The organism is Pseudomonas sp. SJZ079 (assembly GCF_007993865.1).
Classification (GTDB): Bacteria; Pseudomonadota; Gammaproteobacteria; order Pseudomonadales; family Pseudomonadaceae; genus Aquipseudomonas.
In genome coordinates, this window is record NZ_VIUH01000002.1 from 371,912 (window position 1) to 388,895 (window position 16,984).

Below are 16,984 nucleotides of genomic sequence, written 5' to 3' on the forward strand. Positions count from 1 at the left end.
TTTCTCGATCAACCCGACGCGGCTTAGAGCTGCGGGCCGGCGTCACGGATGGCAGCAGATACATCGAACTTCTTGAAGTTTTCGATGAACTGCTGGGCCAGACCTTTGGCGGCTTCGTCGTAGGCGTTCTGGTCTGCCCAGGTATTGCGCGGGTTGAGCAGGCTGGTTTCGACGCCCGGTACCGAAGTCGGCACGCTGAGGTTGATGATCGGCAGCTGCTCGGTCTCGGTACCGATCAGCGCGCCGCTCTGGATCGCGGCAATCACGCCACGGGTAGTCGGGATATTGAAACGCTTGCCGACGCCGTAGCCGCCGCCGGTCCAGCCGGTGTTGACCAGGTAGACCTTGGAGCCGAAGCCCTGGATACGCTTGATCAGCAACTCGGCGTATTCGCCCGCCGGACGTGGGAAGAACGGCGCGCCGAAGCAGGTGGAGAAGGTCGACTTGATGCCGCCGCCCGAGCCCATTTCGGTGGAACCGACCAGCGCGGTGTAGCCGGACAGGAAGTGGTAGGCCGCCTGCTCTTCGTTGAGGATCGACACCGGCGGCAATACGCCGGTCAGGTCGCAAGTCAGGAAGATCACCGCATTCGGCTCACCCCCGAGGTTACGCTCGGAGCGCTTCTCGACGTGACTCAGCGGGTAAGCGGCGCGGCTGTTCTGGGTCAGGCTGTCGTCGGCGTAATCGGCGACGCGATTGTCGTCGAGCACCACGTTTTCCAGCACGGCGCCGAAGCGGATGGCCTTCCAGATCACCGGCTCGTTCTTCTCGGACAGGTCGATGCACTTGGCATAGCAACCGCCTTCGATGTTGAACACGCTGCCGACGCCCCAGCCGTGCTCGTCGTCGCCGATCAGGTAACGGCTCTCGTCGGCGGACAGGGTGGTCTTGCCGGTGCCGGACAGGCCGAAGAACAGGGTAACGTCACCGTCTTCGCCAATGTTGGCGGCGCAGTGCATCGGCAGCACGTCGGCGTCCGGCAGCAGGAAGTTCTGCACCGAGAACATGGCTTTCTTCATCTCACCGGCGTAGCGCATGCCGGCGATCAGAACTTTCTTGGCGGCGAAGCTGATGATCACGCAACCGTCTGAGTTGGTGCCGTCACGCTCGGGCACACACTCGAAGTTTGCGACGTTGAGCACTTGCCATTCGGCTTTGGCGCCCTGGTTGTACTGCTCCGGCTCGATGAACAGGCAACGGCCGAAGAGGTTCTGCCAGGCGGTGGCGGTGGTCATCTTGACCGGCAGGTAGTGCGCCTCGGCGGCGCCTACATGGACATGCGAAACGAAACTGTCTTGGGCGTCGGAGAAGGCCTGCACACGCTCCCAGAGCGCATCGAACTTGTCGGCGGGGAACGGACGGTTGATCGGGCCCCAGGCAATTTTTGCCTCGCTGCTCGGCTCCTGCACGATAAACCGGTCGGCCGGCGAGCGCCCCGTGCGATGGCCGGTGCGCACAACCAGCGCGCCACTGGCGGCCAGCTCGCCTTCACCGCGACGGAGGGCTTCTTCGACCAGTTGAGCGGCGCTGATGTCGGTATACACGGCGGTATTGGCTTGCGTCATGTGGGTCCCCGTCGGCCCAGCGGCCGAGTCTTCCAAACGTTTTGTAGTAAAGGTCAGAGCACTACTACAGCGAAAAAAGTGCGCTGGATTATGCCAGAAAAGCCAGTGGCGGGTGCAGCCTCTGATCAGACCAGCCCGCCCCAGGCTGCGTCAATTAGCCTCAGTGGCGGGTATCGGAAGGCGCATCACTGCCACCTCCGGCGAACAACTGGCCGACATCGGCGGCATCGAAGGCGTAGCGCTGATTGCAAAACTGGCAATCGATCACCACGCTGCCGGCGTGTTCGCTCAGCAGCAGCTCGGCGTCGGCCTGGCCTAAACTGACCAGCGCTTTGGCCGAACGTTCACGCGAGCAACTGCAGCGAAATTGCAGTGCACGTGGCTCGAACAGGCGCAGCGGCTCTTCATGATAGAGGCGGTGCAGCAGGGTCTCATTGTCCAGACCGAGCAGTTCTTCGGTCTTCAGGGTGTCCGCCAGGGTCACCACGTGCTGCCAGCTGGCTTCACGCTCCTCGGCCTCTTTCAGGCGGTCGGCCGGCAGCTGTTGCAATAGCAGGCCGCGGGCACGCTGACCATCGGCGCAGAGCCAGAAACGCGTGGGCAATTGCTCGGAAGTGGCGAAATAATTGCTCAGGCAATCGGCCAAGGTCGGCCCCGCCAGCTCGACGATACCCTGATAGCGCTGGCCATGCTTGGGATCGACGGTCATCGCCAGCACGCCGTCCGGCATCAACTCGGCCAGACCGGCGTCGGCCGCGATCTGCTCTGCCTGGTAACGGGCAATGCCGCGCAGCTCGCCGGCACTGGAGCACTCGACCATCAACAGCGGCACCGCGCCGCTGGAGCGCGCCTGCAATACCAGCAGGCCGTCGAACTTCAGCGTACCCAGCAACAGGGAGGCGGCCGCCAGCAGCTCGCCGAGCAGCTGGGCGACCGGCTGTGGGTAGGAGTGCTTGGCCAGGACGTGCATGTAGCTGTCGGTCAAACCGACCAGCTCACCGCGCACATCGGTGTCATCGAACAAGAAGCGTTGGGAAAAATCAGGCATGCCGAATTCGCAGAATGTGACCAGGCCGGCGATTTTAGGCGTAAACGACAAACCGACCAAGGGCCTCTTATCTATCGGTCGCCCAGAGCAGGGCTATTGACCCCGGCGCCAGGCACCGTCGACGGACACCGGAATCGGAGGGTACATGGCAACAGCCCAGTCCTCGCGGCGAGTAAAAGAGGCCTTGCCACGCGGCTCAGTCATCGCTGCGAAACTGATGGATCTGCCGACGTTGTTTCTTGGTCGGCCGGCCATCGGTCTGCACGCCTAAGGCCCCGGCTTTGCGCAGCGCCGCGGCCTGCTCGCGGCGCACGATGCTCTCGGCGGTCTCGCTATACAGCGCCTGAGCCTGTGGCGCGCCACGGCGCACGACAGACAGTTCCAGAATCACCACGGTGCGCTCCTCGAAGCCACTGCGGATCTGCAGTTCATCGCCGACCCTCGGCTCCTTGCTCGGTTTGCAGCGCTCACCACGGCAATGCACCTTGCCGCCCTCGATCGCCGCCTTGGCCAGGGCGCGAGTCTTGAAGAAGCGAGCGGCCCACAGCCACTTATCCAGGCGTACCTTGTCGTCGTCTTTATCGCTCATGAGTGCTCCCGGCGGCTATGCATGACGCCCATGATAAGGCCGCTACGGCAAAGCGCACGCCCGACGAGCGGATGCGCTTTTCACAGGGGCCAACTAGAATGCCCGCAATAGCCTAGGGATTCCGCCGTGAAGACGTTTGACCATCTCTCCGTGATTGGCCTGCGTGAATGGATTGCCCTGACCGAGTGGGGCATAACGGGGCTGCGCGCGAAGATCGACACGGGCGCCAGCACCTCGACCTTGCACGCCAGCGACATCGTCCAGTTCGACCGCAATGGCAAGCCTTGGGTACGTTTCATCGCGCATCTCGGCACCCTGAAGCAACTGCGCCATCGTCATTGCGAAGCGCCACTGGCGGCGGTCAAGACCATCAGAAGTTCCACCGGCCATGTGCAGACCCGCTACGTGATCCGCACCCACCTGGCACTCGGCGACCGCAACTGGCCAGTGGATTTCACCCTGACCTGCCGCAAAGCCATGCGTTATCGCGTACTCCTCGGCGCCAAGGCGCTGGTTGACGGTCAGCTGGTGGTCAACCCGGCCCTTACCTACGTGCAAGACACTCCCACGCTCCCAGAGACCCCAGATAAATCATGAAAATTGCCGTGCTGTCGCGCAACCCGCGCCTATATTCCACAAGCCGCCTGGTCGAAGCCGGCCAGGAGCGCGGCCATGAGATGGTGGTCATCGACACCCTGCGCGCCTACATGAACATCGCCAGCCACAAACCGCAGATCCACTACCGCGGCGAACCGCTGGAAGGCTTCGACGCGGTGATCCCGCGCATCGGCGCCTCGGTCACCTTCTACGGCTGCGCGGTGCTGCGCCAGTTCGAGATGATGGGCGTGTTCCCGCTCAATGAATCGGTGGCGATCAGCCGCTCGCGCGACAAGCTGCGCTCGCTGCAGCTGCTCTCGCGTCGTGGGGTCGGCCTGCCGGTGACCGGCTTCGCCCACTCGCCGGACGACGTTCCCGACCTGATCCAGATGGTCAACGGCGCGCCGCTGATCATCAAGCTGCTGGAGGGTACCCAGGGCATCGGCGTGGTGATGTGCGAAACGCAACAGGCCGCCGAATCGGTGATCGAGGCCTTCATGGGCCTCAAGCAGAACATCATGGTGCAGGAGTACATCAAGGAGGCCGGCGGCGCGGACATTCGCTGCTTCGTGATCGGCGACAAGGTGATCGCGGCGATCAAGCGCCAGGCCAAGCCCGGCGAGTTCCGCTCCAACTTGCATCGAGGCGGCAGCGCCAGCCTGATCAAGATCACCCCGGAAGAGCGCATGACGGCGATTCGTGCGGCCAAGATCATGGGCCTGAGTGTTGCCGGCGTCGACATCCTGCGCTCCAACCACGGTCCGCTGGTGATGGAAGTGAACTCCTCGCCGGGCCTGGGCGGCATCGAGAACACCACCGGCAAGGACGTCGCCGGCCTGGTGATCCAGTACTTGGAGAAGAACGTCAGCCCGCACCGCACGCGCACCAAGGGCCAGGGCTGATCAGCTTACCAAGCGCCCTCCTGAACATGCCTGCCAGCTCGGCTGATCCGGCAGCCACTTGGGCTACCCCCGTAGCGGATTGCCTGTTTCAGGCCCCCACTCCGCGTGCGCCTGCATCCACTCGAGCAACTCGGCCTCTGCCAGAGGCCGACTGAAATAATAGCCTTGCCCCAGAGAGCAGCCATGCTGGCGCAGAATCTCCAGCTGCGCGTGGCTTTCGATACCTTCGGCAATGCACGCCAGGCCCAGATTGCGGGCGATCACCAGAATGGTTTGCACCAGCATCAGGCCGTTGCTATCGCCTTCCATATCCTGGGTGAAGCTGCGATCGATTTTCAGACGATCCAACGGCAGACGCTTGAGGTAGGTCAACGAGGAGTACCCCGTGCCGAAGTCGTCGATGGCGAAATGCACGCCGAGCGCCCGTAGCGCCTGCATATTGGCGATGCACAGGTCGACATCTTCGAGCAGCACGCCTTCGGTGATTTCCAGTTCCAGCGCGCTGGCCGGCAGGCAGTGGCGATGCAGACAGGCACGAATGCGCTCGACACAACCGACCTGGCGCAACTCGCGCGGGCTGAGGTTGACCGCCACCACCAACTGCGGCCAGCTCGGCAGCCAGCGCGCCAGCGCGGCGCAGCTCTGCTCCAGCACCCAATGGCCCAGCTCCTGGATCAAGCCGGTTTCTTCGGCCAGCGCAATGAACTGCCCAGGCAGGACTTCGCCGCGCTCCGGGTGCTGCCAGCGCACCAACACCTCGACGCCGGCGACGCGTCCGCCGGCCAACTCCAGCTGCGGTTGGAACACCAGACGCAGCTGATCGCGCTGCATGGCCTGACGCAACTCGCTTTGCAGCTGCAGGCGCTGGTCGATAGCCGCTTGCATGGCCGGAGCGAAAAAGTGCAGGTCGTTGCGCCCCGCATGCTTGGCCCGGTACATGGCGGTGTCCGCCTGCTTCAACACGTCGGCGGCAACTTGGCTGCCGAGCGGATGCAGGGCGATGCCGATGCTGGCGCTGATCGACAACTCATGACCGTCGACCCAGTAGCTGCCACTGAGGCTCTTCAGCAGTTTCTTTGCCGTCAGTGCGGCATATTCGCCGGCCAGTTGCGGGTCGCTGTCGAGCGCTTCGAGCAACACCACGAACTCATCGCCGCCCATCCGCGCCAAGGTGTCTTCGGCGCGCAAGCTGCCCGCCAAACGCGCTGTCACCTCACGCAACAGCCCGTCGCCGACCAGGTGACCGAGGCTGTCGTTGACCGTCTTGAAGTGATCCAGATCGATAAACAGCAACGCGCCCAGACAACCCTCGCGCCACTCGCGGTTCATCGCATGCTGCAGACGGTCGAGCAGCAGGCGTCGATTGGGCAGGCCGGTCAGCTCATCGCTGTAGGCCAGGCGCTCGATCTCACGCTGATAGCGCTGCCGCTCGGAGATGTCGGTGACGCTGCCGCGAATCAGCAGCTGATCGCCCGGCATGCGCACCAGGCGCACCTCGCAGGAGATCTGTCGACCGGCGCTGTCCCGGTGCAGCCAGTCGAACACCGGCGCCTCGCCGGCAATCGCCGCTTTCAGGTAGACCTTGCCAACCTCCGCCGAGGCCTGGCCGTCGGCCTGCCTCTGCGGGCTCAGATCGAGTGGCACCTTGCCCAGCAACTCCTCGCGGGTATAACGGAACAGGCGCAGGGCGTTCTCATTGACATCGACCATGCCGCCGTCCGGGGTGAACAGCACGATCGCTTCCGGCGCGTGCTCGACAAGGGTGCGGTAACGCGCCTCGGCCTCTCGGCGGGCACTGATGTCTTCGACCAGCAACAGGAACATGCTCACCCGGCCATTGGCATGTCGCACGGCGCGCAAATTAAGCCGGGTATAGACCAGCGAACCGTCCGGCCGCAGGAAGCGCTTGTCCAGCTCATAGCCTTCGCGCGCACCACTGAGCACCTCGTCCAGCAGCTTTCGCTCAACGGCCAGATCCTCCGGCGGCGAAAGGCTGGCCCAACTACTGGCCATCAACTGCTGGCGCGAGCGCCCCAGAATACTGCACAGTTTGAAGTTGACTTCATCCCAAGAGTAATCGGGATTAGTCAGCGCCATGCCAATCAAGGGTGCCTCGAAGAACAGACGCAAGCGTTCGTCGCGCTCATGCAGTTGTTGTTCGGCGCGCTTGTGCGCGCTGATGTCCTGAATGGCCCCGTACACCCGGATCAGCCGGCCATCATCGCGATCGGCCAGGCCGTTGATGCGCACCCAGCGACTCTTGCCCTTGGCGGTCAGCAGGCGGACTTCGATATCGAACTGATCGAGTCCGTCGAGCAGCTGCTGCAGGGTGTTTTCCGCCAGCCCCCGACCACTGCCATCCAGATAATCCAGGGCCCGCGCAAATGATGGCGCCCCCGCGTAGGGGTCCAGCTCGTAAATGCGAAAACAGCCCGCGCTCCAGTACATGCTGTCGTCGGCCAGGGTCAGCACCCAACCGCCCAGGTCGGCGATGTCTTCGGTCTGGCTGAACAGGTAACTCTGCAGCAGCAGCTCTGCGCGTTGCGCCGCCATGTCCGTAGCCAGTTGCTCGCGCTCGGTCACATCATGCTGCAGCGAGATGAAATGGCTGATGCCTTGCGCGTCATACATAGGCGCCAGGATCAGCTCGTTCCAGAACAACTGGCCGTCCTTGCGGTAATTGCGCAGCACCACCTGGCAGGCCGCACCAGCATCCATGGCCCGGCGCAGCTGGGCCAGCCCCGGCTGCTGCCGATCGTCCCTCAGCAGGAAGCGGTCATTGCTGCCGAGGCTCTCCTCCCGGCTGTAGCCGGTGATCCGCTCGAACGACGGGTTGCAGTAGATCAACGGCAGGTCGGCCTGGCGCGCATCGGCAATGCTCACCCCCAGCGGGCTGGCCTCCAGCGCCAGGTTGGCCAGCGCCAATTGCTGGCGCATCTGCGTACTCTGTGCCAGAGCCATACGCAGATCGCTCAGGCTGCGACCGCCCAACAGGGTCGCAAGCATGAACAGCAGCGCACTCAGGTGCAGTTCCAGGCGTTGTGGGTCGAACCAGGCCACGGCGCCATCGAGCCCGCGCAGCAGCGGTAGAGCCAGCAGCATCAAGGCGCTCAAGGCCGCCGCAGATAGAGCGCCAGGCAGGCCCCAGAGCAACGTCAGCGCCAGCATCAGCAGGCCCAGCAACGGCAAACTCAGGCTCAGGGACAGCAAGCCGAGCAACCAGGGTAGGATCAGCAGCAGGCCGAGCAGCAACGGCCAGGGCGGCAGCTGTTTCAAGGCCGTCGGCAGCTGTTCGAGGCCTTCGCCCCATCCCGCCTGCAACCAGCCACGACGGCGCAGCCAGGGACTCAGGTAGGTCAACAGCGGCGTGGCAATCACCAGCGCGGTCAGGCTATCGGCCAGCCACAGGGTCACACTGGCCGCGACCACATCGCTCGTGGCCGGATGGCCGCTGAGCCATAGGTTGGCCTGCAGCCCCAGGCTCAGCAACAGCGCCGGCAGCAATACGCCGAGCAGCATGAAACGCAGTAGATGGGCGACATCGGGTAAGGCCACATCGAACGCACGGCGCCGCAACAAGAGCCAGGCCAGGCCGACGCCGAGGGTTTCCGGCAGCGCATAGAGTGGCGCCCAGCGCCAGCCCAGGCCCCACAACGGGAGACTCAACAAGGCATTGAGGTAAAGCGCCGGCAGCACCCGCGGCCCCCACCACAAGCCGAGCACCAGACCGAGCGCAAAGGGCAGGTACCAGATCGCCGCCCCGTCGGTGAACTGGGTGGCCAGGGAAAGCCAGGTAGCCAGATGGAACAGCGGCAGCGGCAGCCACCACGTCCAATTAGGCAATCGGTCGGGAACGGCGGGCATGCTGACCTCATCTCATTGCGCTGAGTCAGCATAGTTCAGCGTCATGCTGGGGGCCGCCCGACGGGCTCACTGCATCTGACAAGACGCTGCAGTGTTAAATGCCGTTAAGCCGCGTCGCGCGGCAGCAGCAGCCCCAGCGGCAAGCAGACCCGCGCCTCCAGGCCGCCACCGGAACGGTTGCGCAGCTCGACACTGCCACCGTGCAGGGCGGCAATGCGTTTGACGATGGCCAGCCCCAGCCCGGCGCCTTGCCCGCCGCGGGCGCGGTCGCCGCGAATGAAGGGGTTGAAGATGGTGTCCAGCTCCGCCGCCTCGATGCCGGCGCCGCGATCCAGCACGCTGAGCACCAGGTAGGGCGCCCCGTGATCGCCGGAAATGTAGACGGCCACCTCGACGGCATTACCGCCGTAGCGCAGCGCGTTCTCGATCAGGTTGACCAACAGGCGCTTGATCGACACCCGCCGCAGCGGAAACCGCGGCACCGCTTCCAGGCATAGACGCACCTGTTCACGCTGCTGGTTATAGGGCGCCACCACTTCGCGAATCAGTTCGAGCAGGTCGAGGTCTTCGAGGGGTTCGTCGCGGCCGTCGCGGATAAAGGCGAGAAACTGGTCGAGAATCGCGTCCATGTCCTCGATGTCGCGGACCATGTCCTCGGTCAGCTCGGAATCGCTGTGCAAGAACTCCATGGACAGGCGCAGGCGCGTCAGCGGCGTGCGCAAGTCGTGGGACACTCCGGCGAGCATCAGCTCACGTTCGCGGGCGGCCTGCTCGACGTCCTCGGCCATCTGGTTGAAGGCGCGGTACACCTCGGCCATCTCGCTCGGCGTATCGCTGACCGGCAGCCGCACACTGCGGCCCTTACCGATCTGCCGGGCGGCGAAGACCAGGCGTTTCAACGGTGCGCTCAGCTGGCGTACGAAAATCCACGCCGCCGCAGTGGACAGCAAGCCGATACCGAGGAACCAGCCCAGCACGCTCCAGATCCGCTGGCCGCGTAACGGGTGCGGGTAGAGCGGCAAGCGCAACCAGTCATTACCCAGGCTTGGAGCGCGCACCCAGAGCGCCGGCGGGCTTTTCGCCCGAACCCGCACCTCGGTCTCAGGGCCGAGCTCCACCTGCATCTGCCGCTCGAAAATCTCACTGTACGGCCAGTGCTGCTCGGTCGCCGGCACTGAGGCGAAGGGCACCCGACGCAAGCCGGCCGCCTCGGCGATCTGCTCGCGGCTCTGCGGCTCGGCCGCCCAGTAAGCGCGCAGGGTCAAGGCCGCGCCGTGGCTGTATTGGCGGTCGACCAGTACGTCCTCGTTCATCATCAGATAAACCAGGGTCAACGCCTTGGAGAACAGCACCACGATCAACACCAGCCAGAGGGTGCGGGCGAAGAAGCTTTGCGGGAACCACAGCGGGGTTTTCATTCGAGTGACACAGAACCTGTAGGAGCCAGCGTGCTGGCGATATGGATGGCCCGATCGCCAGCACGCTGGCTCCTACACCGGGCGCTGGACAGTATCTGGACTATTTATTGCCGTCGGGCACAAACACGTAGCCCACGCCCCAGACCGTCTGGATATAGCGCGGTTTGGACGGGTCCGGCTCGATCAGCCGGCGCAGGCGGGAGATCTGCACGTCGATGGAGCGTTCCAGGGCGTCCCACTCGCGGCCACGGGCCAGGTTCATCAGCTTGTCGCGAGTCAACGGCTCGCGGGCATGCTGCACCAGCGCCTTGAGCACGGCGAACTCACCGGTGGTGAGCATGTGCACTTCTTCGCCCTTCTTCAGCTCGCGGGTGGCCAGCGACAGCCGGTAGTCGCCGAAGCTCACGGTCGCGTCCTCGCTGCCCGGCGCGCCGGGCACCACCGGGGCCTGACGGCGCAGCACCGCCTTGATCCGCGCCAGCAGTTCGCGCGGATTGAACGGCTTGGCCAGGTAGTCGTCGGCGCCCTGCTCCAGCCCCTGAATACGGCTGGCCTCGTCGCCCTTGGCGGTGAGCATGATGATCGGCACCTGATTGTTCGCCGCACGCAGGCGGCTGCAGGCCGACAGCCCATCCTCGCCGGGCAGCATCAGATCGAGCACCACCAGGTTGAACAGCTCGCGCGACATCAAGCGGTCCATCTGCTCGACGTTTTCCACCGCGCGCACGCGGTAGCCTTGCTCGTCGAAGAAGCGTTCGAGCAGGCGCCGCAGACGCGCGTCGTCATCGACAATCAGAATTTTCTCGCCTTCAAGCGGAAGTGCAGTGCTGCTCATAGAGGCTCCTTGACCGAGAATCTGTTAGCCCCGCCAGCCGGCCATGCGGCACGGATAAGGTGCAAGAACAGTTTCTAACAGGCCGCATTATGGCTTAGGCATCAGTACCGGCGTGCGGCCCTTTGTTAGCAGATTTTTCCCCACGGGATTTCCAGCTCAAGCGTAGGGGGTGTTTATAATGCCCCGCTTTCCTATCTGGCCCGCCCCCTGCGTGGCCGGTTTTTCGTTTCAGTGTGGGTAGCTTTCTTATGCTCAGCATCAATAACCGCATCGCCGAAGAACTGGGCGTGCGCCCGCAACAAGTCGCTGCCGCCGTGGCGCTGCTCGATGAAGGCTCCACCGTGCCCTTTATCGCCCGTTACCGTAAAGAAGTGACCGGCAGCCTGGACGACACCCAGTTGCGTAACCTGGAAGAGCGCCTGCGCTACCTGCGCGAACTGGATGATCGGCGCGCCAGCGTCCTCGCCAGCATCGAGGAACAGGGCAAGCTGACCCCGGAACTGAGCCGCGAGATCAACCTCGCCGAGACCAAGACGCGCCTCGAAGACCTCTACCTGCCCTATAAGCAGAAGCGCCGCACCAAGGGCCAGATCGCCCTGGAAGCCGGCCTCGGCGAACTGGCCGACGCGCTGTTCGGCGATCCGACACTCAGTCCCGAAAGCGAAGCCGCGCGCTTCGTCGATGGCGAAAAAGGCTTCGCCGACAGCAAGGCCGTGCTCGAAGGCGCCAAGTACATCCTCATGGAACGCTTCGCCGAAGACGCCAACCTGCTGGCCAACCTGCGTAGCTTCCTCAAGGAGCACGCCACCCTCAGCGCCCGGGTGATTGCCGGCAAGGAAGACGAAGGCGCCAAATTCCGCGATTACTTCGAACACGATGAAAAACTCAAAAGCGTGCCGTCACACCGCGCCCTGGCGATTTTTCGCGGGCGCAACGAAGGCTTTCTCAGCGCCAGCCTGAAGGTCGGCGAGGAGCTGCCCGGCACCCTGCACCCTTGCGAGGGCATGGTCGGCGAGCGCTTCGCTATCAAGGATCAAGGCCGCGCGGCCGACAAATGGCTCGGCGAAGTGGTGCGCTGGACCTGGAAGGTCAAGCTCTACACGCACCTGGAAACCGACCTGCTCGGCGAGCTGCGCGAGGGCGCCGAAGACGAAGCCATTTCGGTGTTTGCGCGCAACATGCACGACCTGCTGCTGGCCGCGCCGGCCGGGCCGCGCGCCACCCTGGGCCTCGACCCGGGCCTGCGCACCGGTTGCAAAGTGGCGGTGGTGGATGCCACCGGCAAGCTGCTGGACACCGCCACTGTCTACCCGCACGTGCCGAAGAACCAGTGGGACCAGACCCTCGCCGTGCTGGCCACGCTGTGCGCCAAGCACTCGGTCGATCTGATCGCCATCGGCAACGGCACCGCCAGCCGCGAAACCGACAAGCTGGCCGCCGAGCTGATCAAGCAGCATCCGGGCCTGAACATGACCAAGATCATGGTCAGCGAAGCCGGCGCCTCGGTGTACTCGGCCTCGGAGCTGGCGGCCAAGGAATTTCCCGAACTGGACGTGTCGCTGCGCGGCGCGGTGTCCATCGCCCGGCGTCTGCAGGACCCCCTGGCGGAACTGGTGAAGATCGACCCGAAAGCCATCGGCGTCGGCCAGTATCAGCACGACGTGTCGCAGCTGAAGCTGGCGCGCAGCCTGGATGCGGTGGTGGAAGACTGCGTGAACGCCGTCGGCGTCGACGTCAACACCGCCTCGGCCGCCCTGCTGGCGCGCATCTCCGGGCTCAACGCGACCCTGGCGCAGAATATCGTCGCGCACCGCGACGCCAACGGCGCGTTCAAGACCCGCAACGAACTGAAGAAGGTCAGCCGCCTGGGCGAGAAGACCTTCGAGCAGGCCGCCGGCTTCCTCCGCGTGATGAACGGCGACAACCCGCTGGACGCCTCGGCGGTGCACCCGGAGACCTACCCGCTGGTGCAGCGCATCGCCTTGGATACCGGCCGCGATATCCGCTCGCTGGTCGGCGACGCGAGTTTCCTCAAGCGCCTCGATCCCAAGCAGTTCACCGACGAGACTTTCGGCCTGCTGACCGTCGGCGACATTCTCCAGGAGCTGGAAAAACCCGGCCGCGACCCGCGCCCCGAGTTCAAGACCGCCGAATTCCAGGACGGCGTGGAAACCCTCAAGGACCTCACGCTGGGGATGATGCTCGAGGGCGTGGTGACCAACGTCACCAATTTCGGCGCCTTCGTCGACATCGGCGTGCACCAGGACGGCCTGGTGCATATCTCGGCGCTGTCGGAGAAGTTCATCAAGGACCCACACGAGGCGGTCAAGGCCGGCGACGTGGTCAAGGTCAAGGTGATGGAGGTGGACATTGCGCGTAACCGCATCGCCCTGTCCATGCGCATGGGCGATACCCCCGGCGAGAAGGTCGAAGGGCAACGCGGTGGCGCTCGTGGCGGCGGCAACCCGCGCGGCAATGCGCCACGCAGCGAGCGGCATTCCAGCCAGGACAAACCGGCCCCGGCCAGCGCCGGCATGGCCTCGCTGTTCGCCAACGCCAAGCAGTTGAGGAAGTAAGCCATGAGCCACCCATCCCCGGTCGGACAGGACAGCGCGTTCAGCAAACTGCTCGGCATGACCATCGAGAAAGCCGAGAACGGTGAATCCCAGGTGCGCATGAGCATGCAGGATCATCTGCTCAATCTGCACGGACGCATGCACGGCGGCGCGCTGTTCTCGCTGATCGACACTGCACTCGGTCAGGCCAGCCACAGCCTGTTCGATGGCCAGGCGGGCAGCATGACCCTGGAGTGCAAGGTCAACTACATCCGTGCGGTCAACGAAGGCGAAATCGTCTGCAACGCCCGCGTGCTGAATGCCGGGCGCAAGGTGCATGTACTGGAGGCGCGGGTGCAGCAGGGCGATAAACTGGTCGCCACGGCCCAGGCCACCTTCATCTGCAAGTGACCCCGCAGACCCGGCGGCGCCAACAGCGGCCGCCGGCCCCGGGTACTCGAGGCCGGAGAGTAGCTGGGCGACACGCGGGTCGCTAAGGCACAAGCCACCTTCGCCTGCGTGTAATTTCTCCGTCCTCGACTGGTCTAGGGTATGCGGGCGGTGGTTCGCCCCGGACGACCTCGGCGCAAAGCGCTGTTACCGATTCCCCTTGTAGACCAATCGATCCGCCCCCATATTGGGCCGACCGATGCGTGAAGGAATGCAACCTTGAGCGACCTTTTATCCCGCCGCCTGGCACTGCTTGGCGAGCCCGCCAACCTCTCCCTGCTGTCCCAGTGCCTGCACGGTATCGAGCGGGAATGCCTGCGCGTCGATGACCACGGCCAGTTGGCGTTGACCCCGCACCCGGCAGCGCTCGGTTCGGCCCTGACCCACCCGCAGATCACCACGGACTACTCCGAGTCCCTGCTGGAGTTCATCACCCCAGCCGAAGCCGACCCGGCGACCACCCTGGCCGATCTCGAGCAGATCCACCGCTTCGCCTACAGCAAGCTCGACGGCGAATACCTGTGGAGCCCGTCGATGCCCTGCGCCCTGCCGGCCGAAGAGGTGATCCCGATCGCCCGCTACGGCAGCTCGAATATTGGGCAGCTCAAGTACGTTTATCGCAAAGGCCTGGCCCTGCGTTATGGCAAGACCATGCAATGCATCGCCGGCATTCACTACAATTTCTCGCTGCCGGAAACACTCTGGCAGCGTCTGCAACAGGCCGAAGGCAACAGCCGTAACCCGCGTGACTATCAGTCGGCGCGCTATATCGCCCTGATCCGTAACTTCCGCCGCTACAGCTGGCTGCTGATGTACTTGTTCGGCGCATCGCCAGCCCTGGATACCGGTTTTCTGCGTGGACGCCCGCACCAGTTGCAGCAGCTGGATGCCGATACCCTCTACCTGCCCTACGCCACCAGCCTGCGCATGAGCGACCTGGGTTACCAGAGCAGCGCCCAGGCCGGCCTGACCCCCTGCTACAACGACCTCGGCAGCTACACCGAGAGCCTGCGCAAGGCCGTCGGCACGCCGTACCCACCCTACGTCGAAATCGGCACGCAGAAGAATGGCGAGTGGTTGCAGCTGAACACCAACATCCTGCAGATCGAAAACGAGTACTACTCGAATATCCGCCCGAAACGCGTGACCTACAGCGGCGAGCGGCCGGTCCAGGCCCTGGAGGAGCGCGGCGTGCAGTACATCGAAGTACGCTGCCTGGACATCAACCCCTTCCTGCCGCTGGGCATCGATCTCGAAGAAGCGCGCTTCCTCGACGCCTTCCTGCTGTTCTGTGCACTGCAGGAAAGCCCCCCCCTGGGCAACAGCGAGTGCCACGCCTGCACCGACAACTTCCTCAGCGTGGTCAAGGACGGTCGCCGACCCGATCTGCACTTGCAACGCCGGGGCGAGCCCGTAGCGCTGCAGACCTGGGCCCATGAACTGCTCGATAAGATCCAGCCCCTGGCCAGCCTGCTCGACCAGAGTCACGCTGGCGAGGCGCACAGCCTGGCGCTGCAAACCCAGCGCGCGAAGATCGACAACCCGGCCCTGACACCCTCGGCCCAAGTGCTCGAGCGCTTGCAGCAGGGTGAAAGTTTTACCCAGTTCGCCCTGCACCAGAGCAAGCAACACGCCGAGTACTTCCGCAGCCAACCGCTGAGCGCGGAGCAGCAGGAAGCCTTCGAGGCGGCGGCCGCACAATCGCTACGCGGCCAGGCGGAATTGGAAGCGCATGACGATGGCGACTTCGACAGCTTTGCCAGTGCCTACCAGGCCAGCCTGCAGGCCCTGACGGTTTAGACGAACACGTCACAAAAGCAACCAGCGGGGTCAAAGCCGAGACCGGCGGCTCGGCGCTTGGCCCTCGGCACGGCTAGCATAGCAGTGGAGAGATCAACGCGAGCCGCACCCATGGCGCCCGACGCCCAAGCCGATGATGACAGTCACTGGAGCCTGGAAAGCCTGAACAAGGCCTACCAACAAGGCTACATGGCTGGCCTGACCGGCCAACCCAGCGCGCCCCCCAACGCCGAGGTTCTCGCGGCCGCCTGGGAGGCCGGCTGGGACGATGGTCATGAGCAGATGCGACGCCTGCAGCAGATAGCCTGAGCCCGCAGCTCCCGCCCCCAACCTCAATTGCTAGCGTGCCCCCGTGGCGCGCCAAGTCTTCTGAAATTTCCTCTCAGGCTCAGCTGCGCAGTTTGTTGCGCGACACGTTGTGGATAAGCCTGTGGATACTTGACTGCAGACTCTTCTAACAAAGGGCTTCAGCGTCATGCGCAACTCATTGCGCATCCCTGCGCAATAAGCTGCTCACCTTTCAGCGACTCAGCGCACATGGTGACTACTATCACTTAGTTAGTCACGCTATCTATATGAATTTAATAGTTTTTTAAAACATGGCACAGCAATAGCTATCTATTGGGCTCCCGGATCATTTCTGATCCATGACCCAGGCAAGGAGAGCTCTCATGCCAACACCCGCGTATCTGTCCCTCGAAGGCACCAAACAAGGTCTGATCACCGCTGGCACCTTCACCGAGGACTCGGTCGGCAACATTTTCCAGGAAGGTCATGAGGACCAGATTCTGGTTCAGGCATTCAACCACCAGGTCATCATCCCGCGTGACCCGCAGTCCGGTCAGCCGACTGGCCAGCGCGTACATAAGCCGCTGATGATCACCAAGGTGTTCGACAAATCCTCGCCGCTGATCTTCAACTCGCTGACCTCCGGTGAGCGCCTGAACAAATGCCGCCTGGAGTGGTACCGCACCTCCTCCACCGGTACTCAGGAACACTACTTCACCATCGAACTGGAAGATGCGGTGATCGTCGACGTGCAGTCGCGCATGCCGAACTGCCAGGACCCAGGCATGTCGCACTTCACTCACCTGGAAGACGTGTACTTCACCTATCGCAAAATCGTCTGGACCCACGAAGTCTCCGGCACTTCCGGCTCCGACGACTGGCGTACCCCGATCGCCAGCTAAGGGGATCGTGCGCTAAGCGATGCGTCGGCCAGGCCTAGTCCTGGCCGACGCATTTTCATAAGACCTGTTTCGCCCAACCCCTGTAGCGATGCTGCAAAATGTCGAGCCACGCCGCAGCGCAGGGCAGTGCTCGCGCTACAACCTGGCGCGCACCACGCGCATGCGTGACTC

Annotated in this window: 13 protein-coding genes; 7 read left to right on the forward strand and 6 right to left on the reverse strand. The window is 63.9% G+C overall.

Annotated elements, in window-relative coordinates; translation table 11 throughout:
- Positions 1-23 precede the first annotated feature (23 nt).
- The 3 genes from FBY03_RS03845 to FBY03_RS03855 form a co-directional block, all read right to left on the reverse strand.
- The gene (locus tag FBY03_RS03845) at positions 24-1,565 is read right to left on the reverse strand and encodes a phosphoenolpyruvate carboxykinase (protein ID WP_147170870.1); all 1,542 of its coding nucleotides are present in this window, start codon (positions 1,563-1,565) and stop codon (positions 24-26) included.
- A gap of 160 nt (positions 1,566-1,725) precedes the next feature.
- Positions 1,726-2,613 carry an Hsp33 family molecular chaperone HslO gene (gene hslO / locus FBY03_RS03850; RefSeq protein WP_147170871.1) on the reverse strand — a complete coding sequence of 296 codons (888 nt, stop codon included), beginning with the start codon at positions 2,611-2,613 and terminating at the stop codon, positions 1,726-1,728.
- 196 nt (positions 2,614-2,809) lie between these two features.
- On the reverse strand, positions 2,810-3,202 hold the full coding sequence (locus FBY03_RS03855; RefSeq protein ID WP_147170872.1) for an RNA-binding S4 domain-containing protein: 393 nt from the start codon (positions 3,200-3,202) through the stop codon (positions 2,810-2,812).
- Between the two features lie 159 nt (positions 3,203-3,361).
- Between FBY03_RS03855 and FBY03_RS03860 the strand changes: the two genes are divergently transcribed.
- Together FBY03_RS03860 and rimK are read left to right on the forward strand one after the other, a co-directional pair.
- Positions 3,362-3,799: an ATP-dependent zinc protease gene (locus tag FBY03_RS03860; RefSeq protein WP_256677860.1), complete on the forward strand. Its 438-nt coding sequence runs from the start codon at positions 3,362-3,364 to the stop codon at positions 3,797-3,799.
- A complete protein-coding gene (gene rimK, locus FBY03_RS03865) occupies positions 3,796-4,701 on the forward strand; it encodes a 30S ribosomal protein S6--L-glutamate ligase (protein WP_147170873.1) in 906 nt (301 codons plus the stop codon). The genes FBY03_RS03860 and rimK overlap by 4 nt, the downstream gene beginning before the upstream one ends.
- Before the next feature lie 63 nt (positions 4,702-4,764).
- On the opposite strand, the gene FBY03_RS03870 is transcribed toward rimK, so the two are convergent.
- The 3 genes from FBY03_RS03870 to ompR all read right to left on the reverse strand — a co-directional run bounded on the left by FBY03_RS03870 (position 4,765) and on the right by ompR (position 10,818).
- Entirely contained in the window at positions 4,765-8,565 is a 3,801-nt protein-coding gene (locus FBY03_RS03870; RefSeq protein ID WP_147170874.1) for an EAL domain-containing protein, read from the reverse strand.
- Between the two features lie 104 nt (positions 8,566-8,669).
- A complete protein-coding gene (locus FBY03_RS03875) occupies positions 8,670-9,983 on the reverse strand; it encodes an ATP-binding protein (RefSeq protein ID WP_147170875.1) in 1,314 nt (437 codons plus the stop codon).
- Positions 9,984-10,083: 100 nt separating this feature from the next.
- Positions 10,084-10,818 (reverse strand): two-component system response regulator OmpR, encoded by a 735-nt coding sequence (gene ompR / locus FBY03_RS03880; protein WP_147170876.1) that lies wholly within the window; start codon positions 10,816-10,818, stop codon positions 10,084-10,086.
- A 248-nt stretch (positions 10,819-11,066) separates the two neighbouring features.
- On the opposite strand from ompR, the gene FBY03_RS03885 reads away from it, so the two are divergent.
- The 5 genes from FBY03_RS03885 to FBY03_RS03905 all read left to right on the forward strand — a co-directional run bounded on the left by FBY03_RS03885 (position 11,067) and on the right by FBY03_RS03905 (position 16,813).
- A complete protein-coding gene (locus tag FBY03_RS03885) occupies positions 11,067-13,394 on the forward strand; it encodes a Tex family protein (protein ID WP_147170877.1) in 2,328 nt (775 codons plus the stop codon).
- 3 nt (positions 13,395-13,397) lie between these two features.
- Positions 13,398-13,784 carry a PaaI family thioesterase gene (locus FBY03_RS03890; protein ID WP_147170878.1) on the forward strand — a complete coding sequence of 129 codons (387 nt, stop codon included), beginning with the start codon at positions 13,398-13,400 and terminating at the stop codon, positions 13,782-13,784.
- A 258-nt stretch (positions 13,785-14,042) separates the two neighbouring features.
- Positions 14,043-15,623: a glutamate--cysteine ligase gene (gene gshA / locus FBY03_RS03895; RefSeq protein ID WP_147170879.1), complete on the forward strand. Its 1,581-nt coding sequence runs from the start codon at positions 14,043-14,045 to the stop codon at positions 15,621-15,623.
- Between the two features lie 111 nt (positions 15,624-15,734).
- The gene (rmf, locus tag FBY03_RS03900; protein ID WP_147170880.1) at positions 15,735-15,932 is read left to right on the forward strand and encodes a ribosome modulation factor; all 198 of its coding nucleotides are present in this window, start codon (positions 15,735-15,737) and stop codon (positions 15,930-15,932) included.
- A 362-nt stretch (positions 15,933-16,294) separates the two neighbouring features.
- Positions 16,295-16,813 (forward strand): Hcp family type VI secretion system effector, encoded by a 519-nt coding sequence (locus tag FBY03_RS03905; RefSeq protein ID WP_025164054.1) that lies wholly within the window; start codon positions 16,295-16,297, stop codon positions 16,811-16,813.
- Positions 16,814-16,984: the final 171 nt, after the last annotated feature.